Raw genomic sequence first — 26,178 nt, 5'->3', positions numbered from 1 at the left:
CCGCCGTCCGGAACGCATCCGCACATCAACCGGCCCGCCCCTTACGCGGCCTCCAGTCCCCACCCGGCCACGCCCCGCCGCCTCACCCCGCCGCCCGTAGCGCCGGCAGCGTCAGATGCCACCAGTCCGCCACGCGGTCGTTGACGGTGGCGGCGCCCTCGAGGGCCTCGGTCAGCGAGCACAGCCCGAAGAACGCGCGGACCAGAGCGCGCGCGGCCTGGGCGGGACGCACATGGATGGCCAGGTCCCCCGCGACCCGCGCCTGCGCGAGCAGCCGCGTGACGGCGGTGGTCCAGAGACCGAAGGGGTCGGGGAGCGTGGTGTTGATGGTGTCCCGCTCGGCCCACAGCCGGGCGCCCGCACGCGTCACCGGGTCCTCGGTCAGAGCCCGGGCGACGTCGTAACTCAGCGCGACGAGCCGGTCCATCGGGGGGACCGCCTCGTCGGCGTAGCGCGGGGCGAGCTCCGGCCAGCTCGCGAAACGGTCCTGGACGACCGCGAGGGCGATGCCCTCCTTGCTGGCGTAGTGGAAGTAGATGGAGCCGCTCGTACGGCCCGACCTGGCACTTATGTCGTTCACGCTGGTGCCCGCGTAGCCGCGTTCGGCGAAGAGTCCGGCTGCCGCCTCCAGGAGTGATCTGCGGGTTACCCTGGCCCGTTCCTGCAACGTCCGTCCACCCTCACTCAGCCTGCGTGACAGCGGAGAATGTAGTGCGCCCGCGTGCGCCCGGAGCACCCCACGCCCATACTCGCGCGGTTATTGCGTATTTCTTTCGAGGATGAACGCCGACGAGTGGCAATGGGCCCGATCCGCCGCCGTTTCGGCACCCGGCCCCTCCTCGGCAGCCCCGGCGCGACGAACAGACGCCGCCCGGCGAGTATGCCTCAACTCACTCTGAAACAGGCCGATTTGGGAGCCGCGATCCTCGCCGTGCACCACCCCGCTCCCCCGCGCCTCATACACCCCGCCACCCACCTCCGTCGATAACTCCTTGTAGTCATTGCAGGGCTCTCCGGCGCGAAAATAACGTAACGACCGCGATGTTTCCGTTTCGTCACTGAAGATCGGGAATGCCCCATTCCCTGCACGCAGGCTCCGCCGCGCAGGCACTCATTCCCGGCACGTCCGGCACGGGACACCGCCAGACCGAAACCGCGGCCCCGCCGCGCGCGACTGCTCGCTCCCCCAGGAGGCCCCCTGTGACCACCACGGCCCACCCCCTCTTCAACTGGTCCCCGGATGCCGTCGTCTTCGACTGCGACGGCACTCTGATGGACAGCGAACGCCACTGGCAGGACGCCCGCGCCCAGGCGTTCCGGGACTTCGGCCTGCGTGCCCCCGCGGGGTTCGCGGAGCAGGCCAAGGGCGTGCACTACGCCGACTGCGGGCGGCTCATGGCCGAGTCCGTGCACAAGCCCGAGCTGACCGCCGACCTCACGACCGCCCTCCTCCGCCACTTCCTGGCCCTCGTCGCCGACGACCCGGTGACGATGCCGGGCGCGGTCGAGCTGGTGCGCGCGCTCTCCGGCCGGCTGCCGCTCGCGGTGGCCAGCAACTGCCCGTCGGAGGTGGTGGAGGGCAGCCTCGAACGGGCGGGCCTGCGCGGGCACTTCGAGCACATCGTCGTCCCGTCCACGGGAGCGGACGGCGCCCCGGTACGACCCAAGCCGTGGCCGGACGTGTACGCCGTCGCCGCCCGCCTCTGCGGCGTTCCCCCGGAGCGCGCGCTGGCGGTCGAGGACTCGCTGACCGGCATGGAATCGGCACGCCGGGCCGGGCTGCGGGTGGTCGGTCTCGGTCCCCGCCCGGACGGCGACCAGGCGCACCACGCCGACCTGTGGGTAGCGGCCCTGCACAGCGCCGAACTGCTGGGCTGGACCGGCTCCTGGGCGCCTACGGCGCCGGGCGGCGACGTCGAATAGCCGCGCCGGCGGCGAGAACAGACAGGCCCTAGGACACGTCCACGCCGTGGGCGCGGGCGAGCCCTTCGAGTCCGTCGGCCCATCCCTGGCCGAGGGCGCGCAGCTTCCACACAGGCCGGCCCGCCGTCGTGTGCCGGTACACCTCGGCGACGGCCATGGCGCGGATGCCGGGATCGGCGGGCGGCCGGAAACTCCACGCCTGCCCGCCGCCGCCGTCCAGGCTCAGGGTGGCATGGGTGAGGGCACCGCAGGTCAGGCCCGTGTCGACGTCCATGTTGACCGCGATGGTGACGCGGTGGACGTGCGGGGGCAGCGTGGCGGGGCGCAGGGACGCGCGCTCGACCGCGTACGGTCCCCCGGTCTCCTTGCCCAGCAGCCGGGCCGCGCCGGAGGCGCCGTCGGGCTGGTTGTAGAAGACGAAGTCCTCGTCACCGGCGACCCGGCCGTCCGTGCCGGTCAGGAAGAGCGTCAGGTCGGCGTCGGCGCCCGCGAACTCGAAGGCGATCCGCAGCTCGTGCCAGGCGTCCTCGGGGAGGACGACGCTCTGTCCCTGGGCGAGCGTGGTCGCGGGGGTACGATCCCCCGGCGCGGCCTGCTGACGCTTCCACTCGGCGAAGGGGCGGATGCGATACGGGTCCGGCAGGGCGGCGGTGTGCGCGTCGGGGACGTTCGCGCGCAGGTCGCCGTCCAGCCCGGCCAGAGTGGCGTCGCCGGTCACGGGTTCGTCCGCGGAGTCGTCCTGGGCGCTTTCGAGGAGGCTTCGCAGGCCGGGCAGTTTGCCGACGTCCAGGGGCTTGAGGGTACTGGAGAGGTTCCCGGCGACGGTGGTGGTGACCGCGCAGACGACGCCCTGGCCGATGTCGAGGAAGCGCAGCGCGTCCTCGGTCCGCTGCCAGGGCCCGGCCTCGATCGCCTGGCGTGTCCAGCGGCCGTAGGTCACGAAGCCCAGCCGCTGGGTGTTCGGCAGCCGGGTGAGGACGGCGAGGTCGATCGCGGTGATGCCCGGCGCGGTGGCGAAGGCTTCCTTCAGCGTGGCGACGATGTTGGAGCCCATCGCGGTGAGCCACCACAGGGTGCGGTCCCGTTTGGTGAGCTTCCTGAGGGTGGGGCGGCCGGTGGGGGTGACGCCGGGCGTCTGGTCGGGCAGCGCGTCGATGTCCGGCTGCCGCATCACCACGGAGAGGACCGAGCCGTCGACGCCCACCGCGCAGCCCGAGGCGGGGTTGTCCGCGAAGGCGTGGTTGACCGCGCCGCACACGGTCTCCTCGTCGTTGCCGGTCAGGGACCGCCACCACTGGTCCGCCTCGGCGACGAGCCGGGTGTGCGCCTCGCGCAACCGGGCCTCCTCGGCGGCGAGGTACGCGGGGGCGTCCGCCTCCGCGTACCGCTTGGCCGCGTTCCGCGCGCTACGGGCCAACAGGCCGAGACCGGCGAGGTGGTGGGCCTGCGCCTCGGCCAACGCCCAAGCCAGGTGCAGTCGTTGTGGTTCGGGGACGACGGGCGGTGTGAGGGTCGGGAAGGATTCGAGGTGGACGCTGGTCATCTGCCGTCGCAGCTCCTGCAACTCGGCGATGGCCGCGTCACGTTGGGCCTCCCGCTGCGCCCGTTCGGCCTGGCGGCGGGCACGTTCGAGCTGGGCGGCAGAGGGGGCCACGGTCCGGCGTCGCGCCTGAGGGCGCCGGCCGCCGCGCAACGCGGTGGACGCCTGGAACGGCCCGGCGCCGGAGGAGAGCCGCGCACCTCCGCTGCCCGCGCTGACGCGCGCGATCCGGGGTCCGACGGACGCGCGTACGCCGCGCGTCGAGACGCGCACGCTCATCCCGGGTACGCCCACACGAAAGCCGAAGCCCACGGTTCTCCTCTTGTCCTTGACGAAGCCGAGTTGTCCTTGCCGGGGCCGAGTTGCCCTTGACGGGCCGGGGCGCCGACGAAGCCGGGCCTACCGGTAGAAGACGGCGACGCCGCCGTGGTGCGAGCAGGCGCCCTGGTGGTGGGCGGCGTAGCTGTACGTGCCGTCGTTGCACTGGGCGGTGGCACCGGCGGGGTGGGACGTCCCACCACCGGAGGCGGAGGAGCCGCCGGTCGAGGAACCGCCGCCGGAGGTGGAGGTACCGCCCGACGAGGAACCACCGGAGGACGAGCCGCCGCCCGAAGTGGTGGACTTCGCGGCCGAGTTGCCGGAGGCGGGCTGTGCCGTTCTGGTCACCGTGACCGTCGGGCGCGGCTTGGGCTTCGCGGTGACCGTGACGGTAGGCGCGGGTGCGGGCGTCTTCGTCGCGGTCGCCGTGACGGTGACCTTCGGGCGCGGCGCCCCGGCGCTGGCCGAACTGGATCCCCCGCCGCCGATGACGGACCCGGCGACGAGCAGCGCGACGCCGCCGGCCCACACCCGCTTGCGCTTGTACAGCGGCCGGATGTCGGGCACACGGACGGGCTCGGGCGGCTGGACACCCCACGGCTGCCCAGGCTGGTACTGACTCACGCGAAGACCCCCCACGACGAACACCGGACACCTGCGGCCCGGACAGTTGAGGACTTTACAAAACCCCCTCACGGAGTGCGCACCCCCGTTACACAACCGGGACAACACGCCGCACCGAAGCGATCACACGGCGCAAGCGACACGGCGATGCCGGACGGGACGTTCTGGCCGACAAAGGCGGGCGCCCTGGCCCGTCGGCTGAAAATCGCTGCCGTGACGGGCGCCGAGGGCGGAGACTCGTGTCATGGCTGACATGGGGGCGTTCCGGGAGGCGGCGATCGCGTGGGCGGCCGGAGGTTCCGGGGACCGGGCGCGGGACTTGGCCGGGCGGCTGCCCGTCCGGGCGGTGGTACTGCTCGAAGGTCCCAGCGACGCGGCGGCGGTCGACGCGCTCGCGGCGCGCCGGGGCCGGGATCTGGCCGCCGAGGGGATCTGCGTACTGCCGATGGGCGGCGCGACGAACGTCGGGCGCTTCGCCCGCCTCCTGGGGCCGCCCGGCCTGAACCTGCGCCTGACGGGACTGTGCGACGAGGCGGAACGCCGCTACTACGCCCGCGTCCTGAAGCGGGCCGACGCCGCACAGCAGGGGTTCTTCGTCTGTGCGGCGGACCTGGAGGACGAGCTGATCCGCGCCCTGGGCGTCTCCCGGGTGACGGAGCTGATCCGGACCGAGGGCGATCTGCGCCCGCTGCAGACCTTCCTCCGCCAGCCGGAGCAGCGGGAGCGCACCCCGCAGCAGCAGTTGCGCCGCTTCCTCGGCACCAAGAAGGGACGCAAGATCCACTACGGCCGCGTCCTGACCGAGGCCCTCGACCCGGACGGCGCCCCCGCCCCGCTGGCGGAGCTGATGGCCGGCCTCTGACCGATCAGCTTGTCACGAGCGTGAGTTGACGTGCCATCAGCAACTGTCGCCCAGTGCGTCCATCTCGCCGCCGAAGCGCGTCTGATAGTGGGCGGCATAGTCGCCGGAGCGCACCAGGCGGCACTCCTTGCCGTCGGCGTAGTCGATGAAGGAACCGGCGCGGTTGGCGCGGAAGGACCCCACGTGGTCCACGAACCGGCTGGGCAGGTCCGCATAACCGCCGCGCCAGATATAGGACTCGTCCGTGCCGTCCTCGCCGCGCCAGAGGCAGATCGCGTTGCTCGGGCAACCCGGCATCGCCTGCGCCTGGGTGGTGGTGCCGAGCGTCGCCACCACCACCGTCCCGACGACCAGCGCGAAACTCGCCCACCGTGACCTCATGCAGTTCTCCTCGCTGTTCAGGCGGTTGACCGCCTTCATTCTCCGGCGCGAAGAACGCGAAGTGAATATACGTCTCCTATTCGACAGTTCACCCACATCGGGACAGCCACTCCCGCGCTACACCGCCGTATACCCCCCGTCCACGGTGAGCGTCGCGCCGTGCACGTGCGACGCCTCGTCGCCGGCCAGGAAGGCGACGGCAGCGGCCACTTCGGCCGGGGTGCCGCCGCGCCGGGCGGGCGTCCGCGTGATGATCGGGGCGAGGTGTTCCTCCATCGCCGCCACCTTCTCGGTCAGAGTGGGGCCCGGGGCCACGGTGTTGACGCGGACGCCGTGGGGACCGTACTCGGCCGCCCACGACATGGTGAGGGAGTGCACGGCCGCCTTGGTCATGCTGTAGAGCGCCGAATGCGCGGCGCCGCGCAGGCCGTTGATGGAGCCGAGGTTGACCACGGCGCCGTGTCCGCGCTCGGCCATGGGCGGGGCCAGCAGTCCGGTGAGGAGGAAGACCGAGCGCACGCTGACGGCGAGCGCCTGGTCGACGGTCTCCTGGGTGACCTCTGCGGTGGGAGTGGGCGCGAGGAGCAACGCCGCGTTGTTCACGAGGATGTCGATCCGTCCGCCCGCCGCGTCGAGCGCGTCGGCGGCGAAGCGGCGGATCACGTCGGCGCCGCCGGACAGGTCGGCGCCGACGAAGACCGCCGCGCCGCCGTCCTTCTCGATGCGGGCCACGACCTGCGCGCCACGCCGCTCGTCGCGTCCGCTGACGACCACGAACGCGCCCTCCGCGGCGAGGGTCGTCGCGATGGCGGCGCCGAGGCCCGTGGTGGAACCGGTGACCAGGGCCGTGCGCCCGGTGAACCGCTCAGTCATGTTGCCGTGCCTTCCGTGCGGGACCGGTTCCAGGTGCCGAACCGGCCGGGGCAGCCCAAGCTGCCACCCGAAAAATGGACCTGCAAGTCCAGAAAATGGCAGGATGGCGGCATGTCACGACGACTCACCGCCAAGGGCACGGCCACCCGGCAGCGCATCGTCGAGGGCGCGGCCGAGGAGATCCGCGAGCGCGGCGCGACCGAGACGACCCTGGACGACATCCGCGCCCGCACGGCCACCAGCAAGAGCCAGCTCTTCCACTACTTCCCGGGCGGCAAGGAGGAGCTGCTGCTCGCCGTCGCCCGCTTCGAGGCCGACCGCGTCCTGTCCGACCAGCAGCCCTACCTGGGCGCGCTGACCTCCTGGCAGGCGTGGTGGGACTGGCGGGACGCGGTGGTCGACCGCTATCGCGCGCAGGGGCAGCGCTGCCCCCTCGGCACGCTCACCTCGCAGCTCACCCGGACCACGCCCGGCGCGCAGGCCGTCACCAGGGAGCTGCTGGCGTCCTGGGAGGCGCAGATCGCGGCGGGGGTAGGGGCCATGCGCGAGAAGGGCGCGGTACCGCCCGACGTGGACGCCGGCCGTACGGCGGCCGCCCTGCTCGCCGCGGTCCAGGGCGGGGTGTCGATCCTGATGTCGACCGGCTCCCTCGTTCACCTGGAGGCGGCGCTGGACCTCGGTATCGAGCGGCTGCTCGGGGCGCCCGCGCGCTCCGCGGACTGACCGCTCCGGCGCGCGGCGCGCCGGGCGCCGTCACGGCCAGGGGTCGGGCTCGCGCGGGGCCGGGTCGTCCGGCTCCAGGGCGGTGGTGAGTGCGTCACCGTCGAGGATCTGGTCGCCGTAGAGGTCCTGGAGCCAGTTGGTCTGGTAGATGGTGTCGAGGTAGCGCTCGCCGAGGTCGGGGGCGATGGCGACGGCGGTGACGTCGGGACTGCCGTGGCGCGCGAGCCATTCCGTCGCACCGCTGACGACCGTGCCGGTGGAGCCGCCGAACAGGAAGCCGCGCCGGGCCAGGCGGTGGCAGGCGCGGATCGTGTCGGCCTCCTCGACCCGGATCACCTCGTTGACGTACGACTCGTCGAGGAGCGGGGGTCTCATGCTCATGCCGAGCCCCGGGATCATCCGGCGGCCGGGCTCGCCGCCGAAGGCCACCGAGCCCACGCTGTCCACGGCGACGATGCGTACGGGGCGGTGCCACTGCCGGAAGTAGCGGGCGCAGCCCATCAGGGTTCCGGCGGTGCCCGTTCCGACGAACAGCACGTCCAGGCGCGGGAAGTGGCGGGCGATCTGCGGTGCGGTGGTGCGGTAGTGGGCCTGCCAGTTGCCGGGGTTGGTGTACTGGCTCAGCCATACGTACCGGTCGTCGGAGGCGCACAGCGAGCGGACGTACTCGAGCCGGGTGCCCAGGAACCCGCCGTTCTCGTCCAGGTCGGCCACGATGTGCACCCGGCTGCCGAGGGCTTCCATGAGCAGCCGGGTGGACAGGTTGCACCGGGAGTCCGTCACGCACAGGAACCGGTAGCCCTTGCTGGCGGCGATCATGCTGAGGGCGACGCCGAGGTTTCCGGACGAGGATTCGACGATGACGGAGTCCGGCTTCAGGATGCCGTCCCGTTCGGCGCTCTCCACCATCTCGTTCGCCGCCTTCAGCTTGATGGAGCCGGCGAAGTTGAATCCCTCGCACTTCAGGAAGAGGGGGTGATCGACGACCGACGTGAGGTCGACGAAGAGGTGGCCTTCGTTGAAGTCATGAGGAGCGGATATGACGGGCACGGTGGGCCTCCTGTTACCGGGGACGAGTGGCGGACCGACTCAGCCGTACCGGCGCAGGTCGTGGAAGAAGTGGTCGATGACGCGGAGGTCTCCGGATCTCGCCGCCTGGTCGTAGACGTACTTGCCGACGGCGAGGTCGAGGACGCCGAGACCGAACGGTGAGAAGATCACCGGCCGGTCGGCGGGCGGCGCGGCCCGGCCGAGCATCACGTCGTTGAGGGTGCCGTTGAGGAAGTCCCTGTCTCCGGTGCGCTGTTCGACCAGGTGCGGGGAGGTGTCGGCTTTGAGGCAGTGCTCGACGTCGTCCACGAAGTTGGCCGAGGCGAGCAGGACTTCGGGGGCCAGGTCGCGCAGGGAGATGTGCAGGACCACGGGGTTGTGCTTGAACAGGGCGGGGTCGGTGACATGGGGCTCGCCCGCGATCGTGGCGAAGACGACCAGGTCGCTGTCGCGGATCAGGTCCTCGGGCCGCTCGTGGACGGTGACCTCGGCGGTGGCGCCGCTCTGTTCGAGATAGCCGCGGAATCCGGCTGCGCTCTCGGCGGCGACGTCGTGCACGCCGATGGTGTCGAACATCCAGCCGGTTCCGGCGAGGAAGGTGTGGATGTAGCGGGCGATGAGGCCCGTGCCGAAGAAGCCGACGCGGGTCGGGCGCTGCCGGGTGCGGCTGAGCCAGTCGGCAGCCAGCGCGGCGGAGGCCGCCGTCCTGGTCGCGCTGATGATGGAGCTCTCCAGACAGGCGAACGGGTAGCCGGTCACCGGGTCGTTGAGGATGAGCACTGCCGAGGCCCGGGGCAGCCCGGTGCGCACGTTGTCCGGGAAGCTGGAGATCCACTTGATGCCGTCGACGGCGGCCGAGCCGCCGAGGGAGGCGGGCAGCGCGATGATGCGCGAGCTGGGGCGGTCGGGGAAGCGCAGGAAGTACGAGGGCGGGTTGACCGACTCCCCGGCGCCGTGCAACCGGTAGGTGGCCTCGACCAGTTCGGTGATCTGCTTCTCGCGTCCTTCGAGCGCCTGGCGCACCTGATCGCCGGAGATCACGGCGAACGACGGCACGGAGGGCGGCTCGGACGCCACCGGCTGTGCAGGGGTGGTCAGTTGGCTGGTCATCGGGTGCCTTCCTGCGGGTTCTGGGCGCCGTCGGTCAGGCGGCGGGGCTCGGCCATGCCGACCAGCACCCGGCGGTCTCCGGTGAAGGGCTCTCTGCTGTGCGCGGTACGGAAGTTGTCCACGAGCAGCAGGTCACCGGCCTGCCAGGGCTCGCGCCTGGTGTGCTCCTCGTACGTGGCGTTGAGCACCTGGACGACGTCCTCGCCGATCGGACCGCCGTCCCCGAAGCGGGTGTTGAACGGCAGGCCGTCCTCGCCGTACTCGTCCACCAGGTACTCGCGGACCTCCGGGGCGAGCGTCCATTCGTTGAGGAAGGCGATCTGGTTGAACCAGCAGCGCTCGCCGGTGACCGGGTGGCGGACCACGGCGGGGCGGCGTTGCGCGGTGCGCAGGGAGCCGTCCGGCTGCCAGGTGAAGTCGATGGCCCGGTCCCGGCAGTAGCGCTCGATCTCGGCGCGGTCGGCGGTGCCGAACGACTCCTCCAGGGTGGCGCCGATCTCGTCGTTGTAGGAGCGGGTCAGCAGCCAGCCCTCGCGCTCGAAGCGCTCCCTGACGTCGGCGGGGAGTGCCCGCAGGATCTCCGTCGCGTCCGCCACCGCGGTGGCGCCGCCCTGCCCGGGCGCGGTGAGGCAGGCGAAGAGCATCAGTCCGGGAGGTTCGAGGGTGTAGCTCAGCTCGTGGTGCATGCACATCGGCTGGTTGGCCGGCCAGGCGGTGGAGGAGTAGACCCCCGGGCCGAACTCCTGGCGGGGGGCGAAGGATTCCCGCTCCGTCAGCAGACCGCCGGTCAACCGGGAGAAGACGGCGCCGGCCTGCTCCTCGTCGCGCAGCCCCAGACCACGGATCAGCAGCGCCCCGTGCTCGGTGACCTGAGTGCGCAGCACCTCGCGGTACTGGGCCGCCCAACTCGGCGCGTCGGCGGGGGTGTCGACATGGGCCACCGCCGGTCTGTCCGGCCGCGACTCGACGTCGAGCGGTGCGGCCAGGGATGAGGTCGACATCTCGGTTCTTCCTTTCGGTTGCCGGTCCGCCGCGCGGCGGACGGTCGGGAGAGGGAGGGCGGGAGAGTCAGGAGGGGGCGAGGGGAGCAACGGCGGCGAGGACGGCCTTGGCGGCCTCGTCCGGGCGCAGCCGGGTGAAGTAGTGGCCGCCGTCGGGGAGTTCGTGCAGGCCGACGCGCTCGGCCAGGAGCAGCCAGTCCCGGTGGGCCTCGGCGTGTCCGGCCGTGTAGGGGTCGTCGGCGGCCACGACGACGGTCACCGGGGCGGTGAGTTTCGCCCGGGGCGGGTTCTCCAGGGCGTCGCAGAAGTAGCGGTGCGCCCAGAGGCAGTCGTGCCGGTAGGCGGCGCCGACGCGTCCGGCGTGCGGTGCGTCGAGTTCGGCCAGCTCGGTGTAGCCGCCCTCCGAGGCGAGCCGGGCGGCGATTGCGGTGTCGTCCCGGTCGTCCAACTCCGCGATGGCGGCTCGTCGTTCGGTCAGGGTGCCGGGCAGCTGCGCGGCGAGGAACAGCCGGGTCACCTCGACGCCGCGCTCCTGGAGCAGGCGGGCGGTCTCGACGGCGGGCGCGGTGCCCGAGGAGTGGCCCCACAGCATGACCCGGGTCAGCCCGCGTGCGGTGATCTCGTCGGCGACGCGCCGCGCCACCTCGGGGATCGGGGCGAACGGCTCCTGATGGGCGGCGAGATCGTGTCCGGGCAGGTCCACCGCGAGGACCTGAATGCCGGAGGCCGCCAGCGCACCGGCCATCGGCTGGTAGTTGACGGCGTTGCCGCCCGCGTAGGGGAAGCACACGAGGGTGCTCTCCGGTGTTCCGGCCGTCTCCGCCAGCGGCTGGAGCAGCTCGGTGCGCGATCCGGTCGCGCCGTCGAGGAGGGCGGCCAGGTCGGCGAGGACCGGGTGGCGGGTGATGTCCTTGAGGGACACCGCGCGGTCGAGCGCGATGGTGAGTTTCACCGCCGTGAGGGAGGTGCCGCCCAGGTCGAAGAAGTGGTCGGTGCGTCCGATCCGTTGCTCGGGCAGGCCCAGCAAATCCGCCCAGACGGCGACGAGTCTGCGCTCGGCCGGGGTGTCCGGGGCGTCCGTGGTCTCTTCCTGTTCGGGCGCACTCTGTTCGGCCAGCGCGGTGAGAGCCTTCCGGTCGGTCTTGCCGTTGGCGGTCAGCGGGAGCTCCGGCTGCCAGTGGAAGGCGGACGGGACCATGTAGGCGGGCAGGTCGGCGGCGAGCGTGTCGCGCAGTTCGTCCACGGGGAGCCGGCGCCCGGAGTAGAAGGCGATCAGATGCTTGCCCTGTCCGGGCCGCTCGGCGACGACCACCGCGCCGTCGCGCACCCCGGGCACTCGCAGCAGGGTGTTCTCGATCTCCCCGATCTCGATCCTAAAGCCCCGGATCTTGACCTGGTTGTCCCGGCGCCCGAGGAACTCCAGCTTGCCGCCGTGGTGCCAGCGGCCCCAGTCCCCGCCCAGGTAGAGCCGCTCACCGGGGCGGTACGGGTCCTCCAGGTACGCCTCGCGGGTCCGCTCGGGGTCGTTGACGTACCCCCGGCCGACGCAGACGCCGGAGAAGGCTATGAGGCCGGGGGCGCCCAGCGGGACCAGGTCCAGGTGCTCGTCCACGACGTACACGCGCACGTTGTTGACCGCGCGGCCCAGCAGCACGCGCTCACGGGGTCCGTCGATGATCTCGTGGTTGGTGTCGTCCGACGTCTCGGTCAGGCCATAGGCGTTGAGGAGCTTGATGCCGGGCTGGACGGCGAACCAGCGCTGGGTGAGTTCCGGCTTCAGCGCCTCGCCGGTCACCGACACGCAGCGCAGGTCGGGAAGTTCACGGGGGTGCTGCTCCAAGTAGGAGACCAGGACCTCCAGATAGGAGGGCACGAGCTGGGTGACGCCGACCCGGGCCTCCGTCAGTGTGTCGACGAACCGCTCCACGTCGACCAGCACGTCCTGTCCGACCAGCAGGGTCCGGCCGCCCACGAGCAGCCCCGAGACCAACTGCCACAGGGAGATGTCGAAGCACTGCGGTGCCGTCTGCGCCACCGTGTCGCCCTCGCCGATGCACAGGTCGTCGATCTTGGCGAAGAGGTGGTTGACCATGCCCGCGTGCTCGCACATCGCCCCCTTCGGCTCGCCGGTGGACCCGGAGGTGAAGTAGATGTAGGCGAGCTGGCCGGGGTCGACCGCGATGCCCGGGTCGTCGTCGGGGTGCCCTTCGGCGTACGCGTCCTCGACGAGCAGCTTCTCGGTGTCGGGCACGGTGGCGAGCGCCTGGTCGAGGGTGTCGGTGCTGCCCTTCTCGGTCAGCACCAGCCGGCACCCGGCCCGGGACAGCGTGGCCGCGATCCGGCCGGGCGGGAAGTGCGGCTCGATCGGCAGATAGGCGCCGCCCGCCTTGAGGACCGCGAGGGTCGCGGCCAGCCAGTCGAGGTTGCGTTCGGTGACGACCGCGACCACGTTCTCTCGGCCCAGTCCCCTGGCGAGCAGCGCACGGGCCAGCCGGTTGGCGCTGGCGTTGAGTTCGCCGTACGTCCACTGCCGCCCGCCGTGCACCGCGGCCACCGCGTCCGGGTGGGCCCGCGCGCGTCGCTCGAACAGTTCGTGCGCCCGCGCGTCGGGGAGCGCCCGCTCGGGCCCGGCCAGCCCCTCCAGCAGCTCGCGCGTCTCCCGCGCCGACAGCAGGCTCTGCCGGGTGTGCTCGGCGTCAGGGCCGGCGGTCATCAGTTTCAGCGCGGTGAGGTGGTAACCGGCGATGCGGGCCGCGCTCCCGGTGTACAGGACGTCCGTCCGGTAGCGCAGCCGCAGCACCGGCGCTTCCCCGTCCCCGGTCCAGCCCACGTGCAGCACGACGTCGTCGGCGAGGGCGCCGGTGCCCGCTCCGCAGGTGACCTCGTACGGCGGCTCGGTCAGGGCCAGTTCGCGCCGGAGAGCGGCCACCGGGAAGTCGCGGTGTGCGAGCGCCTCGGCCCGGGCGCGGTCGACAGCCTCGACCAGGTGGCGCCAGGTGCCGGGGGCGGCCGTGAGACGGAGCGGCAGGGGTTCGCCGGTCGCGTCGGCGAGGTGGCCCGTGATCACGTCCCGTTCGCCGGAGAGGGCGGCCAGCACCTTGGCGTGGACCGCCAGCAAGAGGGTGTCGAAGGGCACGTGCAGCTCACGCGCCAGCGCGTGCACGGCGTCCGCGACGGCCTCGGGCACGGGCACCTCGTACTCGGCCACGCCGGGTGCCGGGTCCCCGGTCCACCTCGGGACCTGGGTGAAGCCTCCGGCGGTGAGTATCCGGCACCAGAAGTCCCGGTCCGCCTCCACGTGCGCTTCCATCGGTTACTCCCTCAACTCACTGTTGTTGCGGCGGCGTTGTCCAGGGACGGGGGCGTTCTGCGGCCGCTTCCGGCGGGGGGCGGCGCGGTCTCCGGCAGGTCGGCTGCGGGGTTGCCGCCCCAGCGCGCGTGCGGGGGCACCTCCTCGCCCTTCATCAGGAAGGAGTCGGGCGCGAGCACGGCGCCGTCGCCCAGCTTCACGCCGTAGTGCACGTGCGCGGCGACGCCCAGCGTGGAGCCGGCGCCGATCCGGGTGACGGCGGACTTGAAGGTGCCGTCCTCCTGCGAATGGCACTGGATCTTGCAGCCGGCGTTGAGCGTGGCACCGTCACCGATGGCGGTGAGGGTGCGCTCGGTGATGTAGCTGCCGTCGTCGAAGACCATGCGTCCGATGCGGACGCCCATCAGACGCCAGACCAGGGGCTTGTAGGGGGTGCCGTTGAAGATGTTCAGGTGCCGGTCCGGGATCTTCCACAGCCGCTCCTGCTTCCAGAAGGTGCGGTCGTAGATGGAGCACAGCATCGGCCGCAGCCTGCGGAAGGACAGCAGCCAGCGCTCCACCGCGATGTAGTAGGCGGTGGACACCACCAGCGTCACCGCCATGTACAGGGCGATCACGACATGCCCCACCACGCCGTACAGGTTCACGGTGGCCAGCGCCAGGAGGGTGAGCGCGAGGACGTGCACCCAGCGCACGAACAGCATCAGGGCCATCGAGCGCAGGTTGTAGCGGTTCTTCGCGGCGAGGGCCCGGCGCAGCGCGTCGCCGCCTCTGAGGTGGTCGAACCGCGCGTCGCGCTCCACCGTGCGGGGGATCTCGAAGCACGGTGAGCCGAGCAGTCCGACGCCTTCACGGATCTCGCCGTCCAGCGGCACCATCACCTTCGTGGCCAGCAGGCAGTTCTCGCCGGTGCGGCCGCCTGCGGGGTAGGCGATGTTGTTGCCGAGGAAGTTGTGCGCGCCGATCGTCGCCCGCGAGAGGCGGAACGAGGTCGCGGAGTAGTCCGCGTTGACCACGGAGAGACCGTCGGCCACCATCGTGCCGCTGCCCACGGTGACCAGCAGCGGGCTCTCGTGCTGCATCTCGGTGCCGAAGTTCGAGCCCGTCTGCTCGACGCGGGAGAGGTCGTACCCGATGCCGCGCAGGTAGTTCACGATGTACGAGCTGTCGCCGAAGAGCCACGCGAAGAACTTGATGTTGGTCATGCGCGCGGTCGCCCGGTGCACCGCGTACCGGAACCCGTAGAGCGGGTACACGCGGTCCGGCCGGACGACGAGGCTCAGCAGGCGCGGGAGCGTGCACAGCGCGGCGAGACCCAGGACGACGAAGCCGACGAAGAGCACCAGGGACAGGAACAGCGAGTCCCACGCCAGCTCGGACAGCGTCAGCGCGGCCGCGGGCTCCAGGCGCTTGCGGATCGCCGGCACCTCGGTGAACAGCATGTACATCCCGCCCACGCCCAGCGGGATGTACAGCAGGAACAACTGGAGCAGGGAGGCGCAGCCGAACCAGGTCCGGCGCAGGGTGCCGCACGGGGCCGGGGCGACGCGCAGATAGTCGACGTCGGTCGGCTGGGCGGGCGACCCGTGCCGGTGCTCGCCGTCGGGGACGGCCTGGCCCCGGTGCAGGGACGAGGAGTGGCCGAGCTGCGCGCCGTCGCCCATCGAGGTGTCGATGTCCAGGACGGTCTTCTCGCCGACGTACACGTCGCGGCCGAGGGTGACGCGGCCGGTCTGGATGCGTCCCGCGTGGGCGCGGTAGCCGAGCAGGAAGGTGTCCTTGCGGACGACCGTGCCGGAGCCGATCGTCAGCAGGTCGGTGCAGACCGGCATGGAGTGGGTGAGGATCGTGACGCCCTTGCCGATCCGTGCGCCCAGGGCTCGCAGATAGAGCACATAGAGCGGGTTTCCGACGAAGAGAAGCATCGGATTGGCATGGAGCAGCGACTTGACGATCCAGAAGCGCAGGTAAGCGGCGCTCCAGACGGGGAATTCACGAGGTTTCCAGCGGCCGATCAGCACCCATTTGGCGACGAGCGGTATGGCGCACAGGGCCAGGAATCCGGCGCCGCCGAACAGCAGTGACCGCAGATAGATGTCCCACAGACCCGAACCGTCGGCGACCCATTCGTATCCGATGGCGGTGCCGAATCCGGCGACCAGTGAATATCCCAGGAAACACAGCGTCTGAAAAGTTCCGCACAGGACATGGGAGGCCCGGCTCACTCGCGTCACCTGCTCCCGCGGCACCGTCCGTATCAGTGCCGAGACGGAAGCCGGGGCGTCCACCAGCGGCTCGGCGGAGCGGTCGAGGGCCGCTGCCAGGCTGCGGAGCGTGGGGTGCCGGTAGATGTCCCTCATGGACGGGGAGGGCAGGTCTCCGCGTTTGCGGACCCGCGCGCAGAATTGCGCCATGACCAGGGAATTCGCGCCGAGGTCGTCGAAGAAATTGCCGTCGGGGGAAATGGTTTCGACCCCTGTGACATCGGCCAGAACTTCCGCGAGGCGTGTTTCGGTGTCAGCCCTCGCGGGACCGGAACTTTCGCGCCTCATGGCGGGGTCGCTTTCCGGTCCCTCCGTGTCAATCTCCGAGTGGACCTCCGAGGACTGCTCCACCATTTGATCTCCTCGAAGAGGTCTGGATCGCTGGCCGCTTCAGTTTCGGCCCGCGACCGCGAGGCTGCCACTCCGAGTCGATCACCCCGTAACCGGGAATACGCCTGGCAAGCCCGTGATCCCTGGGTGCATGCGTGTGAGCGGCATTCCAGGGATCACCTGAACGGCGGAGCCGGGACGGGGCGGACAGGCGGTGCTCAGCCGACCGCTTCCAGTGACCGGGCCCTCTCCGCGACGGTGCTCGTGCCGACGTCCGGCGGGCGGTTCAGCGGCCGGCCCGCGATCGCGTCGTGCGGGGCGGGACCGGTGTCGGCACAGGCGTCCGGCAGGACGGTGACGCCGTGGTCGCGGTCGGCGGCCTGGAGGGCGGTGGAACCGGTGGGTGGAGATCCATGAGGAGCAGGGCGGTGCGGCGGGGCGTGGGGGTGCCTTTCGTACGTGAACTCGGCCGGAGGGTCACTTCGCCGTCCGGGCGTCGGCCCCGATAGCCCGGCCGAGGGTGCGGTCGAACACCGTCAGCAGCAGGTAGAGCACGCCTGCGCCGAGCATGACCCAGGCGAGGTGGTGCATCCCGCCGGTGTCGGCGCGGCGGCCGAAGGACGCGGCGGTCGCGGAGGAGGCGACCATCGAGCCGAGGTAGGCGAAGGTGCGCAGCAGTCCGGCCGAGGAGGCGATGCGGTCGGGGTCCGCCTGGAAGTAGACGGAGTTCTGCAGGGCCAGGTTGTTCAGCCCCTGCGGGATGCCGAAGACCAGGGCGACCAGCGGGAGCATCCAGAACGGGCTCGTCCCGGAGAGCGTGAGGATCAGCAGACAGGCGACGATCTGCCCGACCGCGCCCGTCAGCAGCTTCGCGCGCACGCCCTTGCGGCGCCCGGAGAGGATCGACACCCCGATGGCCATCAGGAACATGGGGATCTGCGCCAGCCCGGCGTGGAAGGGGCTGAGCCCGTAGCCCTCCTCGGTCCACTGGCTGAAGCCGTAGAGGAAGGCGTAGGAGACGACGTAGGCGACGAGCGCGCGGCCGTACGTCGCGATCAGCGGTGTGTTGCCGCCGAGGACCCGCAGGTCGATGAAGGGGGCGGTGGCGCGCAGTTCCCGCAGCGCGAAGGCGGTGCCCGCGGCGGCGGCGATCAGCAGCAGGTACCAGTCGCGCAGGTGCAGGTTCATCAGGAAGAGCAGCAGCGAGGTGAGCGTCGCGGCGAACAGGGCCATGCCGGGCAGGTCGAGCCGGGCGGTCGCGGACCCGGGCTCGCTCGTCGCCGGGGCGGACGCGGGCAGCCGCCACAGGCCGAGCAGTACGGCGGCCACGGCCAGCGGGACGTTCAGGGCGAAGGTGGCCCGCCAGCCGCCGACCGCGATCAGCAGGCCGCCGAGCAGCGGGCCGACGACGGCGATGGTCTGGTTGGAGACCGCGAGCGCGGTCAGCACCCCGCCGGGGCTGTCGTGGCCGGTGCGTCGGGCCTCGCTGCGCAACAGGGCCATCGCCGCGGGGTAGCCCGCGCAGGTGCCGAACCCGAGCAGGACGCGCGCGACGATCAGCACCCCGAGGTCGGGCGCGAGGGTGCCGACGACGCCGGCCACACCCACCAGGCTCGTGCTGATCAGGAACAGTCTGCGCGGACCGAACAGGTCGATGAGCCGCCCCACGACGGGCTGCCCGAGCGAGGTGGCCAGGTAGAGCGCGGAGACGAGCCAGGCGGTCTGGGAGGCGGGCGCGCCCAGCGCCGTTCCGATGGGGACGAGCGCGACGGAGATGATCGTCGAGTTGATCGGGTTGAGGACGGAGCCCAGCATCATCGGCGGCAGCAGCCGCCGGTCGAAGCCGGACCTGCCGGTGCCGGGTATCGCGTCCGTCTTCGCCTCAGTCACGGGTCAGCCGCTCCAGTACGGCCATGGCGGTGATCACGGCCTGCCGCTCGTCCTCGGTGCACTTCTCCAGCAACTGCCCCGCGAGCCATTCCGTACGGGCCTGCCGGCCCTGCTCCACGCGCCGCCGGCCCTCCGCCGTCAGCACGATGAGCAGGCGGCGCCCGTCGTCCGGGTCCGGGTGGCGCTCCAGCAGGCCCATCGCGGCGAGCGAGGCGACGGTCGCGGTCATCGACTGGTGCCGTACGCCCTCGTCGGCGGCCAGCTCGCTCGCCGTCACCCCGCCCCTGTCGGACAGGCGGGCCAGGACGGACGCCTGCCCCAGGGTGAGGTCGTCGACCTCGGACGCCTTCAGGATGCGGCGGCGCAACCGGCTGATGACCGTGCGGACGTCGCGCGAGGCCTGGATCGCGGAGGGCGGCAGACCGGGGCGGGGGCTTGGGCGCTCACTCATGCGGCTTCTCACTCATGCGGCCCACCGTAATCTCTACAGGCTTGACTGTACAGCTTTGCCTGTGCAGCGTGATCGCGAAGACTCCGCCGGACTACCATCCGTGAGGTAACACTTCCGGACGGTCACGGGCGACACGGCTCTCCGGCTGGGCAGGCGTAGGGGCCGGAGTGGAGGTGCGCATGACCGGACTGGCGGTCCCGTTGTGGGACGTGAGCAACGGGCAGGGGCTGCGACAGCTCGCGGAGCTGGGGCTGGCCCTCGTGCTGTCGACTGTCATCGGCTGGGAACGGGCGGCCCAGCAGAAGAGCGCGGGGCTGCGCACGCACACCCTGGTCGGGATCGCCAGCGCCCTGATGATGGAGGTCTCCCAGTACGGCTTCACCGATGTGCTCGGTCTGGAGCACGTCTCGTTCGACCCCTCGCGGGTGGCGGCCCAGATCGTCTCCGGGATCGGTTTCATCGGCGGCGGCATCATCTTCGTGCGCCGTGACGCGGTGCGCGGTCTGACCACGGCCGCCACGGTCTGGCTCACCTGCGCGGTCGGCATGGCCTGCGGCGGTGGTCTGCCGATCCTCGCCGTCGCGGTCACCGCCCTGCACTTCCTCGTCGTGCGCGGCTACACCCGCTTCGCCGCCGGGGTCATGCCCTTGACGCCCTCCGCCTACGAGCTGCACATGACCTACCGCACCGGCACCGCCCTGCTGCCCCGGCTCATGGAGACCTGCACCCAGCGCGGTTTCCGCATCCTCCAGGTCAAGGTCGAGCGGCTGCCCGGGCAGACCGACCCCGCCGCCCACGTCCTGCTCGAACTGGAGGGCATGGGCGACACCGGCGAGCTGGCCTCGGAACTGTTCCAGGACCCCGGCGTGATCGACGTCGCGCTCAACGCGTCCACGGACGACGACTGACGCTCGCCCCCGTCCGTCCTCCCCGCCGACAGGACGGACAATGGGAGGGAGGAGCCGGTCATGGCACGGATGTCGGTCGACGGTGACGAACTGGTCGTACGGCTGTCGCCACGCGAACGGGTGGCGGCCCGCCGCGCCGAGGTGCGCGTCCCGCTGGCGGCCGTCCGGCGGGTGACCGCCGAACCCGACTGGTGGCGCGCGCTGCGGGGGCTCCCCCGGCGCGGCACCCGGCGGATCGGCACCCGCGTCCACCAGGCCGGGACGGACTTCGCCGTCGTACGGCCCGGCAGGCCCGCGGTGTGCGTGGAGCTCCGTCCACCCGCGTCCTTCCGGCTCCTCGCCGTCTGGGCGCCGACGGAAGCGGAGGCCCGGAACACGGCACGGGGTCTCGGGCGGAGTGCGCCGGGGCTCGACACGTCCACGCGGTACCGGCAGCCGCTTCCGGTGCCCGGGGAGGGCCCGCCCCGGGCGGTCTTGACGGCAAGCGGCTCACGTTTCGTTTCGGACCGACCGGCAACCCGGTTCCGGGACAGCCCGGTCGCTGACCGCCGGCCGGCCGGGCACAGGCGAGGAGGGTGAGCCCAGATGGCGCGTTCGGTCGGCATCGACCTCGGTACGACGAACTCGGTGGTCTCGGTCCTCGAGGGCGGCGAGCCCACCGTGATCACCAACACGGAAGGGACCCGGACCACCCCGTCGGTCGTGGCCTTCGCCAAGAGCGGCGAGGTCCTGGTCGGCGAGGTCGCCAAGCGGCAGGCCGTGACGAACGTCGAGCGCACCGCGCGCTCCGTGAAGCGTCATGTGGGCGACCACGGCTGGCGGTTCCCCGACCAGGGGGACATCGACGGCAAGCGGTACACGGCCCAGGAGATCTCCGCACGGGTGCTGCAGAAGCTGAAGCGGGACGCGGAGGCGTACCTCGGCGAGGACGTCACCGACGCCGTGGTCACCGTCCCCGCCTATTTCGACGACGCGCAGCGGCAGGCGACCAAGGAGGCCGGGGAGATCGCGGGCCTGAACGTCCTGCGGATCGTCAACGAGCCGACGGCGGCCGCGCTGGCGTACGGCCTGGACAAGGAGAACGACCAGACGGTCCTCGTCTTCGACCTGGGCGGCGGCACCTTCGACGTGTCGCTCCTGGAGATCGGTGAGGGCGTCATCGAGGTCAAGGCCACCAACGGCGACACGCATCTGGGCGGCGACGACTGGGACCAGCGGGTCGTCGACCACCTGGTCACGACGTTCAGGAACCATCACGGCATCGATCTCTCCAAGGACAAGATGGCGGTGCAGCGGCTGCGCGAGGCCGCCGAGAAGGCCAAGATCGAGCTGTCCAGCGCGACCGAGACGAACATCGCCCTGCCGTACATCAGCGCCTCCGCCGACGGTCCGATGCATCTGGAAGAGAAGCTGACCCGCGCGCAGTTCCAGCAGTTGACGGAGGATCTGCTGGAGCGCTGCAAGGGGCCGTTCCACAGCGCGGTCAAGGACGCCGGGATCAAGCTGTCCGCCATCGACCATGTGATCCTGGTCGGCGGCTCGACCCGGATGCCGGCGGTGACGGAGCTGGTGCGGGAGCTGACCGGAAAGGACCCGCACAAGGGCGTCAACCCCGACGAGGTCGTGGCCGTCGGCGCCAGCCTCCAGGCAGGCGTCCTCAAGGGCGAGGTCAAGGACATCCTGCTGCTCGACGTGACTCCGCTGTCCCTGGGCATCGAGACCAAGGGCGGCATCATGACCAAGCTGATCGAGCGCAACACCACGATCCCGACGCGCCGTTCGGAGATCTTCACCACCGCCGAGGACAATCAGCCCTCCGTGAGCGTGCAGGTCTTCCAGGGCGAGCGGGAGATCGCCGCGTACAACAAGAAGCTGGGCATGTTCGAGCTGACCGGTCTGCCGCCCGCCCCGCGCTCGGTGCCGCAGATCGAGGTGGCCTTCGACATCGACGCCAACGGGATCATGCACGTCTCCGCCAAGGACCTCGGCACCGGCAGGGAACAGAAGATGACGGTCACCGGCGGCTCGGCGCTCGGCAAGAACGACATCGACCGCATGGTCCGCGAGGCCGAGCAGTACGCGGAGGAGGACCACCGCCGCCGCGAGGCCGCCGAGACCCGCAACCAGGCCGAACAGCTCGTCTACTCCACCGAGAAGCTGATCAGGGACAACCCCGAGAAGATCCCGGCGGACGCGCGCCACGAGACGGAGAGCGCCATCGCGGACCTGAAGGAGCAGCTCAAGGGCGACGACACGTCCGCGATCCGACAGTCCCTGGAGCGCGCGAGCGAGTCGGCGCAGAAGCTCGGCGCCGCGCTGTACGACACCTCGCGGGCGCAGGGCGCGGGCGGTGCGGAGGGCGAGTCGCCGTCGTCCGACGCGGGTGCCTCCGGCGGTTCGGCGGAGGACGAGGTGGTGGACGCGGAGATCGTGGACGACGACAAGCGGGAGACGGGCTGACGGCGGGCGTTCCGGGAAGCACCCGTGAACGGCGCCCGGCCTCAGCGGGCGCAGCCCACGTCCAGCACCTCGATCACCTCACCGTGGACGCTGTAGACGAGCCAGCACCACTCGCCGAACGCCGCTGCCAGTTCGGGGGGTTCGGACTCCGCGTCCTTGGTGACCGCGTCGATGAGCGTGATGATCTCCGCGTGCATCTCGTCGGGCACGCCGAAGAGCACGTTCGCCGCCTGGGGGATCAGTTCGACTCGCATGGGCGCCTCGCGACCGTTCGAAAGTCCCGTACGACCACCATAAGTCGACCGGCCGCGTCCTTGTCGGCCCACGGGCAGGAATGAATGCCGCTCTCGTGCCTACTCGTACGGCATGACTCGACCCAATGACGACGTCGCGGCGCTGTTCCAGGAGTACGCGGACCTGATCTCGATCACGGGCGGGGAGGCGTACAAGGCGCGTGTCTACGAGAAGGCGGCGCGTGCCGTCGGCGGCTACCACGCGGACGTGTCCACCCTCGACTCCGAGGGGCTGCGGGAGATCCCCGGGGTCGGCAAGTCGATCGCGGAGAAGATCGAGGAGTACTTCCGCACCGGCCGTGTCGCGGCGGTCGAAGAGCTGCGCGCGAAGATCCCGGCCGGTGTCCGGCGCCTGACGGCCATTCCCGCCCTCGGCCCCAGGAAGGCGATGGCGCTCTACGACGAGCTGGGGATCTCCTCGGTCGAGGAACTGGTCGACGCGATCCACGCCGAGAAGCTGCGCGAGCTGAAGGGATTCGGTCCGAAGACGGAGGAGAAGATCCTCCACGGCGTGGAGCTCCTTCAGTCCTCGGGGGACCGCGTGCTCATCGACGTCGCCATGGACTTGGCGGACGAGATCGTCGCGGAGCTGTCCGAGGTGTCCGGCTGCCGCCGCTGTACCTGTGCGGGGTCGCTGCGCCGGATGCGGGAGACGATCGGCGACATCGACATCCTCGTGGCGGCCGAGAAGTCCGAGCCGTTGATGAAGGCGTTCACCGGACTCCCTCACGTCACCGAGGTGATCGCGCGGGGCCCGTCGAAGACCTCGGTGCGCACGGACCGGGGTCTGGCCGTGGATTTGCGGGTCGTACCGCCGGATTCCTGGGGCGCGGCGCTGCAGTACTTCACCGGGTCGAAGGCGCACAACATCCGTACCCGGGAGCTGGCCGTGCACCAGGGGCTGAAGCTGTCCGAGTACGGCCTGTTCGACGCCGAGAGCGGCGAGAAGATCGTCTCCGAGACCGAGGAGGAGGTGTACGCCCGCCTCGGACTGCCATGGATCGCGCCGCCGCTGCGTGAGGACCGGGGCGAGATCGAGGCCGGGTTGCGCGACGAGCTCCCGGACCTGGTGCAGGAGTCGGACCTGCGGGGCGACCTGCACACCCACACCGATCTGACCGACGGACTCGCGCCGCTGGAGGAGATGGCGGAGGCGGCCGCAGCGCGCGGCTACGCATACCTCGCGATCACCGACCACGGGCCCGACCTGTACATGCAGCGGATGACCGAGGAGCGGATGCTGGCCCAGCGCGAGCGGGTGCGCAAGCTCGACGGCACGTACGGCAAGCGGGGCAACCGGCGCGGGATGCGGCTGCTGCACGGGGTCGAGCTGAACATCGGCCCGGACGGCGACGTGGACTGGCCGGAGGAGTTCCTGGCGGGCTTCGACCTGTGCGTGGCCTCGGTGCACTCGCACTTCGACCAGAGCCGCGAGGCGCTGACCCGGCGGATCGTCCGGGCCTGCGAGAACCCGTACGTCAACATCGTCGGCCACCCCACCACCCGCCTCATCGGCAGGCGGAAGCCGCTGGACGCCGACCTGGACGAGATCTTCGCCGCCTGCGCCCGCACCGGCACCGCCCTGGAGATCAACTCCCACCCGGACCGCCTCGACCTGCGCGACGAGGACATCCTGCGCGCCCGCCGCCACGGCGTGAAGTTCGCCGTCGACAGCGACGCCCACGCGGCGATCCACCTGGCCAACACGCGTTACGGGGTGGGGACGGCGCAGCGGGGGTGGCTGACCGAGGACGACGTGATCAACACATGGCCGGAGACGCGGTTGCGGCGCTTTCTGCGCAAGGGGCGCACAGGCCATGAGGGCCGGAAGAGCCGTGCGGGCCGGAAGAGCCAACCGTCCGGCGCGGGGCGCGCCTCCTGAGCGTCACCCGCTCCGCAGCCGCTCCGCGCACCACTCCCCCGCCCGCCGCGCGACCTCCTCCAGGGCGCCCGGTTCCTCGAAGAGGTGGGTCGCGCCGGGTACGACATGCAGCTCGTGCGGGACACGCAGCCGTGCCGCCGCCTCCTCGTTGAGCCGCAGCACCTCGGGGTCGTCGCCGCCCACCAGCAGGAGGACGGGGGCGTGCACCTGCTCCAGCGCGTCACCAGCGAGGTCGGGACGGCCGCCCCGGGAGATCACGGCGTAGACCCGCACCGGCCGCTCGGCCGCGGCCACCAGAGCGGCGGCCGCCCCGGTGCTCGCGCCGAACAGGGCCACCGGCAGGTGCTCCGTGCTCTCCTGCTCCGCCAGCCAGTCGATCGCGGCGACGAGCCGGCGCCCGAGCAGCGGAACGTCGAACCGGTGCTCGCCGGTGACCACGTCCTCCAGTTCCTCGCGCTCGCTGAGGAGATCCATCAGCAGGGTCCCGAACCCGGCGTCGCGCAGCTCACCGGCGACCATGCGGTTGCGCGGACTGTGCCGCGAACTCCCGCTGCCGTGCGCGAACAAGACCACCGCCCGCGCCCCGTCGGGCAACCCGAGATCACCCTCCAGCGCGGCGCCCTCGGCGGGAATCAGCACCATCTCGGAGATCACCGCGACCATCTCCTTCCGGGACCGGTCGGTGCCGGTCCCTCCGTGCGGCCCTTCCCGCGTACCCGTCCAGCGGGTGTCCGCACACCGCACGAGGGGTCGGCCGCGCGCTGCGGATCAGCCCGCGCGCCCCACGAGTTCGGCGCCCGTGTCCTCGTTGCGCAGCCAGATCGTGCGCTGCGGGAACGGGATGTCGATGCCTGCGGCGTCGAGGGCCTCCTTCACGCGGCGGCGGAGTTCCCGGGTGACGCTCCACTGCCGGAGCGGGACGGTCTTGACCGCGAGGCGGACCACGACGCCGTCGGCGTCCAGGGACTGCACGCCCCACACGCCGGGGTCCTCCAGGAGGAGGTCGGTGAAGGCCGGGTCCTGGCGAAGGGCGCGGCCGGTGTCCTCCAGGACCTGGTAGACGGTGTCGAGGTTGGCGTCGTAGGCGACGGCGACGTCCAGGACGGCGCGGGCCCAGTCCTGGCTGTCGTTGCGGACCCGCAGGACCTCGCCGTTGCGGATGTGCCACAGACCGCCGTTCAGATCGCGCACGTGCGTCAGGCGCAGGCCGACGTGCTCGACCTCCCCGACGGCCTCGCCGAGGTCGACGGTGTCTCCCACGCCGTACTGGTCCTCGAACATGATGAGAAGCCCTGAGAGGTAGTCGGCGACCAGGCTCTGCGCGCCGAAGCCGATGGCCAGACCCACCACACCGGCGCTCGCGAGCAGCGGGCCGAGGGCTATGCCGACCTGGTCGAGGATCATGGCGGTGCCGAGCAGGGCCAGCACGATCGTGACCACGCTGCCGAGGACCGAGCCGATCGTCCGCGCCCGCTGCTCACGGCGCTGCGAGGCGCGGGAGCGGTCCCGGAGCAGCACGGCCGCTCCTCGCCCGGAGCGCGGACGGCGCGGCTCGCCCTCTTCTCCGCCCGGTTCCAGAACACGCTGCACGACCCGGGTGATGGCCCGCTGGGCGACCCAGCGGATCACGGCCAGGACGACGACGATGAGCGCGATGCGCAGCGGCACTTCGACCAGCGCCGTGGTGTGCTGCTCCAGCCAGTCGGGCCACGCGGCGAGCTGGACGGCGGTGGCCGCCTCGGGGGGCGGGGCGAGGTGCGGTGTCGGCACGACTACTCCGTTTGCTGACGACTTTCACGTTCGGGTGCCGCCCCTACCCCGGATCGCGCCGAGCATGATCGACCAGGTCGGACGGGGTTCTCGGCCCCACCGCCGACCGTCGCTCCGGCCACCCGTCAACCCCGGTTGACACTTCCTCCGCCATACCGGGACGCCTCGCCCGATTCCGTGATCATGTCGGGCATGATGAGCCGCCCGATCGGCCA

22 protein-coding genes are annotated in these 26,178 nt (G+C 71.4%); 7 read left to right on the top strand and 15 right to left on the bottom strand.

The window, feature by feature from the left end; genetic code table 11:
• Positions 1-82: 82 nt before the first annotated feature.
• Positions 83-667, bottom strand: a complete 585-nt coding sequence (locus ACWEEU_RS08785) for a ScbR family autoregulator-binding transcription factor (RefSeq protein WP_385743369.1) — start codon at positions 665-667, stop codon at positions 83-85.
• Between the two features lie 533 nt (positions 668-1,200).
• Here ACWEEU_RS08785 and ACWEEU_RS08780 point away from each other — a divergent pair.
• Entirely contained in the window at positions 1,201-1,923 is a 723-nt protein-coding gene (locus ACWEEU_RS08780) for an HAD family hydrolase (protein WP_451730163.1), read from the top strand.
• 28 nt (positions 1,924-1,951) lie between these two features.
• On the opposite strand, the gene ACWEEU_RS08775 is transcribed toward ACWEEU_RS08780, so the two are convergent.
• Complete coding sequence (locus tag ACWEEU_RS08775) at positions 1,952-3,742, bottom strand: TerD family protein (protein WP_451730160.1); 1,791 nt, start codon at positions 3,740-3,742, stop codon at positions 1,952-1,954.
• Positions 3,743-3,862: 120 nt separating this feature from the next.
• Positions 3,863-4,405 (bottom strand): DUF3761 domain-containing protein, encoded by a 543-nt coding sequence (locus ACWEEU_RS08770; RefSeq protein ID WP_451730157.1) that lies wholly within the window; start codon positions 4,403-4,405, stop codon positions 3,863-3,865.
• Positions 4,406-4,649: 244 nt separating this feature from the next.
• Between ACWEEU_RS08770 and ACWEEU_RS08765 the strand changes: the two genes are divergently transcribed.
• A complete protein-coding gene (locus tag ACWEEU_RS08765; RefSeq protein WP_385743361.1) occupies positions 4,650-5,267 on the top strand; it encodes a TOPRIM nucleotidyl transferase/hydrolase domain-containing protein in 618 nt (205 codons plus the stop codon).
• Positions 5,268-5,303: 36 nt separating this feature from the next.
• Here ACWEEU_RS08765 and ACWEEU_RS08760 read toward each other — a convergent pair whose 3' ends face one another.
• Positions 5,304-5,648 (bottom strand): hypothetical protein, encoded by a 345-nt coding sequence (locus tag ACWEEU_RS08760; protein ID WP_385743359.1) that lies wholly within the window; start codon positions 5,646-5,648, stop codon positions 5,304-5,306.
• Between the two features lie 117 nt (positions 5,649-5,765).
• A complete protein-coding gene (locus ACWEEU_RS08755; RefSeq protein WP_385743357.1) occupies positions 5,766-6,521 on the bottom strand; it encodes an SDR family NAD(P)-dependent oxidoreductase in 756 nt (251 codons plus the stop codon).
• A 111-nt stretch (positions 6,522-6,632) separates the two neighbouring features.
• Between ACWEEU_RS08755 and ACWEEU_RS08750 the strand changes: the two genes are divergently transcribed.
• On the top strand, positions 6,633-7,244 hold the full coding sequence (locus ACWEEU_RS08750) for a TetR/AcrR family transcriptional regulator (protein ID WP_451730152.1): 612 nt from the start codon (positions 6,633-6,635) through the stop codon (positions 7,242-7,244).
• Positions 7,245-7,274: 30 nt separating this feature from the next.
• Here ACWEEU_RS08750 and sbnA read toward each other — a convergent pair whose 3' ends face one another.
• From sbnA to ACWEEU_RS08715, 7 genes are all read right to left on the bottom strand, one after another.
• The gene (gene sbnA / locus ACWEEU_RS08745; protein WP_385743353.1) at positions 7,275-8,294 is read right to left on the bottom strand and encodes a 2,3-diaminopropionate biosynthesis protein SbnA; all 1,020 of its coding nucleotides are present in this window, start codon (positions 8,292-8,294) and stop codon (positions 7,275-7,277) included.
• A gap of 39 nt (positions 8,295-8,333) precedes the next feature.
• Complete coding sequence (sbnB, locus tag ACWEEU_RS08740; protein ID WP_385743351.1) at positions 8,334-9,404, bottom strand: 2,3-diaminopropionate biosynthesis protein SbnB; 1,071 nt, start codon at positions 9,402-9,404, stop codon at positions 8,334-8,336.
• On the bottom strand, positions 9,401-10,405 hold the full coding sequence (locus ACWEEU_RS08735; protein WP_451730148.1) for a TauD/TfdA family dioxygenase: 1,005 nt from the start codon (positions 10,403-10,405) through the stop codon (positions 9,401-9,403). Before ACWEEU_RS08735 ends, sbnB begins: the two co-directional genes overlap by 4 nt.
• Positions 10,406-10,472: 67 nt before the next feature.
• On the bottom strand, positions 10,473-13,715 hold the full coding sequence (locus ACWEEU_RS08730; protein ID WP_451730145.1) for a non-ribosomal peptide synthetase: 3,243 nt from the start codon (positions 13,713-13,715) through the stop codon (positions 10,473-10,475).
• Between the two features lie 11 nt (positions 13,716-13,726).
• Positions 13,727-16,333 (bottom strand): Pls/PosA family non-ribosomal peptide synthetase, encoded by a 2,607-nt coding sequence (locus tag ACWEEU_RS08725; protein ID WP_451730142.1) that lies wholly within the window; start codon positions 16,331-16,333, stop codon positions 13,727-13,729.
• Positions 16,334-16,786: 453 nt separating this feature from the next.
• Positions 16,787-18,127, bottom strand: a complete 1,341-nt coding sequence (locus ACWEEU_RS08720) for an MFS transporter (protein WP_451730482.1) — start codon at positions 18,125-18,127, stop codon at positions 16,787-16,789.
• 64 nt (positions 18,128-18,191) lie between these two features.
• Positions 18,192-18,650, bottom strand: a complete 459-nt coding sequence (locus ACWEEU_RS08715; protein ID WP_451730139.1) for a MarR family winged helix-turn-helix transcriptional regulator — start codon at positions 18,648-18,650, stop codon at positions 18,192-18,194.
• A gap of 179 nt (positions 18,651-18,829) precedes the next feature.
• Between ACWEEU_RS08715 and ACWEEU_RS08710 the strand changes: the two genes are divergently transcribed.
• From ACWEEU_RS08710 to dnaK, 3 genes are read left to right on the top strand one after another with little or no spacing between them, the layout of a single operon-like run.
• Complete coding sequence (locus tag ACWEEU_RS08710) at positions 18,830-19,558, top strand: MgtC/SapB family protein (RefSeq protein ID WP_385743341.1); 729 nt, start codon at positions 18,830-18,832, stop codon at positions 19,556-19,558.
• Between the two features lie 60 nt (positions 19,559-19,618).
• Positions 19,619-20,137, top strand: a complete 519-nt coding sequence (locus ACWEEU_RS08705; protein WP_385743339.1) for a hypothetical protein — start codon at positions 19,619-19,621, stop codon at positions 20,135-20,137.
• Positions 20,138-20,143: 6 nt separating this feature from the next.
• Positions 20,144-22,018, top strand: a complete 1,875-nt coding sequence (gene dnaK, locus ACWEEU_RS08700) for a molecular chaperone DnaK (protein ID WP_451730135.1) — start codon at positions 20,144-20,146, stop codon at positions 22,016-22,018.
• Between the two features lie 41 nt (positions 22,019-22,059).
• Here dnaK and ACWEEU_RS08695 read toward each other — a convergent pair whose 3' ends face one another.
• Positions 22,060-22,272, bottom strand: a complete 213-nt coding sequence (locus ACWEEU_RS08695; RefSeq protein ID WP_385743335.1) for a hypothetical protein — start codon at positions 22,270-22,272, stop codon at positions 22,060-22,062.
• A 112-nt stretch (positions 22,273-22,384) separates the two neighbouring features.
• On the opposite strand from ACWEEU_RS08695, the gene polX reads away from it, so the two are divergent.
• A complete protein-coding gene (gene polX / locus ACWEEU_RS08690; RefSeq protein WP_451730131.1) occupies positions 22,385-24,193 on the top strand; it encodes a DNA polymerase/3'-5' exonuclease PolX in 1,809 nt (602 codons plus the stop codon).
• A 3-nt stretch (positions 24,194-24,196) separates the two neighbouring features.
• Here polX and ACWEEU_RS08685 read toward each other — a convergent pair whose 3' ends face one another.
• Together ACWEEU_RS08685 and ACWEEU_RS08680 are read right to left on the bottom strand one after the other, a co-directional pair.
• On the bottom strand, positions 24,197-24,847 hold the full coding sequence (locus ACWEEU_RS08685; RefSeq protein ID WP_385743331.1) for a dienelactone hydrolase family protein: 651 nt from the start codon (positions 24,845-24,847) through the stop codon (positions 24,197-24,199).
• A 114-nt stretch (positions 24,848-24,961) separates the two neighbouring features.
• Entirely contained in the window at positions 24,962-25,963 is a 1,002-nt protein-coding gene (locus ACWEEU_RS08680) for a mechanosensitive ion channel family protein (RefSeq protein ID WP_385743329.1), read from the bottom strand.
• Positions 25,964-26,178 lie beyond the last annotated feature (215 nt).

The organism is Streptomyces sp. NPDC005004 (assembly GCF_053600675.1).
This window is presented reverse-complemented; position numbering and strand designations above follow the sequence as displayed.

What these genes read in the sequence shown, in the direction of transcription:
- ACWEEU_RS08720 (WP_451730482.1), bottom strand. Translation starts at nt 18,127, where the DNA reads ATGATGCTGGGCTCCGTCCTCAACCCGATCAACTCGACGATCATCTCC.
- dnaK (WP_451730135.1), top strand. Translation starts at nt 20,144, where the DNA reads ATGGCGCGTTCGGTCGGCATCGACCTCGGTACGACGAACTCGGTGGTC.
- ACWEEU_RS08695 (WP_385743335.1), bottom strand. Translation starts at nt 22,272, where the DNA reads ATGCGAGTCGAACTGATCCCCCAGGCGGCGAACGTGCTCTTCGGCGTG.
- sbnB (WP_385743351.1), bottom strand. Translation starts at nt 9,404, where the DNA reads ATGACCAGCCAACTGACCACCCCTGCACAGCCGGTGGCGTCCGAGCCG.
- ACWEEU_RS08710 (WP_385743341.1), top strand. Translation starts at nt 18,830, where the DNA reads ATGACCGGACTGGCGGTCCCGTTGTGGGACGTGAGCAACGGGCAGGGG.
- ACWEEU_RS08755 (WP_385743357.1), bottom strand. Translation starts at nt 6,521, where the DNA reads ATGACTGAGCGGTTCACCGGGCGCACGGCCCTGGTCACCGGTTCCACC.
- ACWEEU_RS08715 (WP_451730139.1), bottom strand. Translation starts at nt 18,650, where the DNA reads ATGAGTGAGCGCCCAAGCCCCCGCCCCGGTCTGCCGCCCTCCGCGATC.
- polX (WP_451730131.1), top strand. Translation starts at nt 22,385, where the DNA reads ATGACTCGACCCAATGACGACGTCGCGGCGCTGTTCCAGGAGTACGCG.
- ACWEEU_RS08765 (WP_385743361.1), top strand. Translation starts at nt 4,650, where the DNA reads ATGGCTGACATGGGGGCGTTCCGGGAGGCGGCGATCGCGTGGGCGGCC.
- ACWEEU_RS08725 (WP_451730142.1), bottom strand. Translation starts at nt 16,333, where the DNA reads ATGGTGGAGCAGTCCTCGGAGGTCCACTCGGAGATTGACACGGAGGGA.
- ACWEEU_RS08775 (WP_451730160.1), bottom strand. Translation starts at nt 3,742, where the DNA reads ATGAGCGTGCGCGTCTCGACGCGCGGCGTACGCGCGTCCGTCGGACCC.
- ACWEEU_RS08750 (WP_451730152.1), top strand. Translation starts at nt 6,633, where the DNA reads ATGTCACGACGACTCACCGCCAAGGGCACGGCCACCCGGCAGCGCATC.
- ACWEEU_RS08735 (WP_451730148.1), bottom strand. Translation starts at nt 10,405, where the DNA reads ATGTCGACCTCATCCCTGGCCGCACCGCTCGACGTCGAGTCGCGGCCG.
- ACWEEU_RS08760 (WP_385743359.1), bottom strand. Translation starts at nt 5,648, where the DNA reads ATGAGGTCACGGTGGGCGAGTTTCGCGCTGGTCGTCGGGACGGTGGTG.
- ACWEEU_RS08730 (WP_451730145.1), bottom strand. Translation starts at nt 13,715, where the DNA reads ATGGAAGCGCACGTGGAGGCGGACCGGGACTTCTGGTGCCGGATACTC.
- ACWEEU_RS08705 (WP_385743339.1), top strand. Translation starts at nt 19,619, where the DNA reads ATGGCACGGATGTCGGTCGACGGTGACGAACTGGTCGTACGGCTGTCG.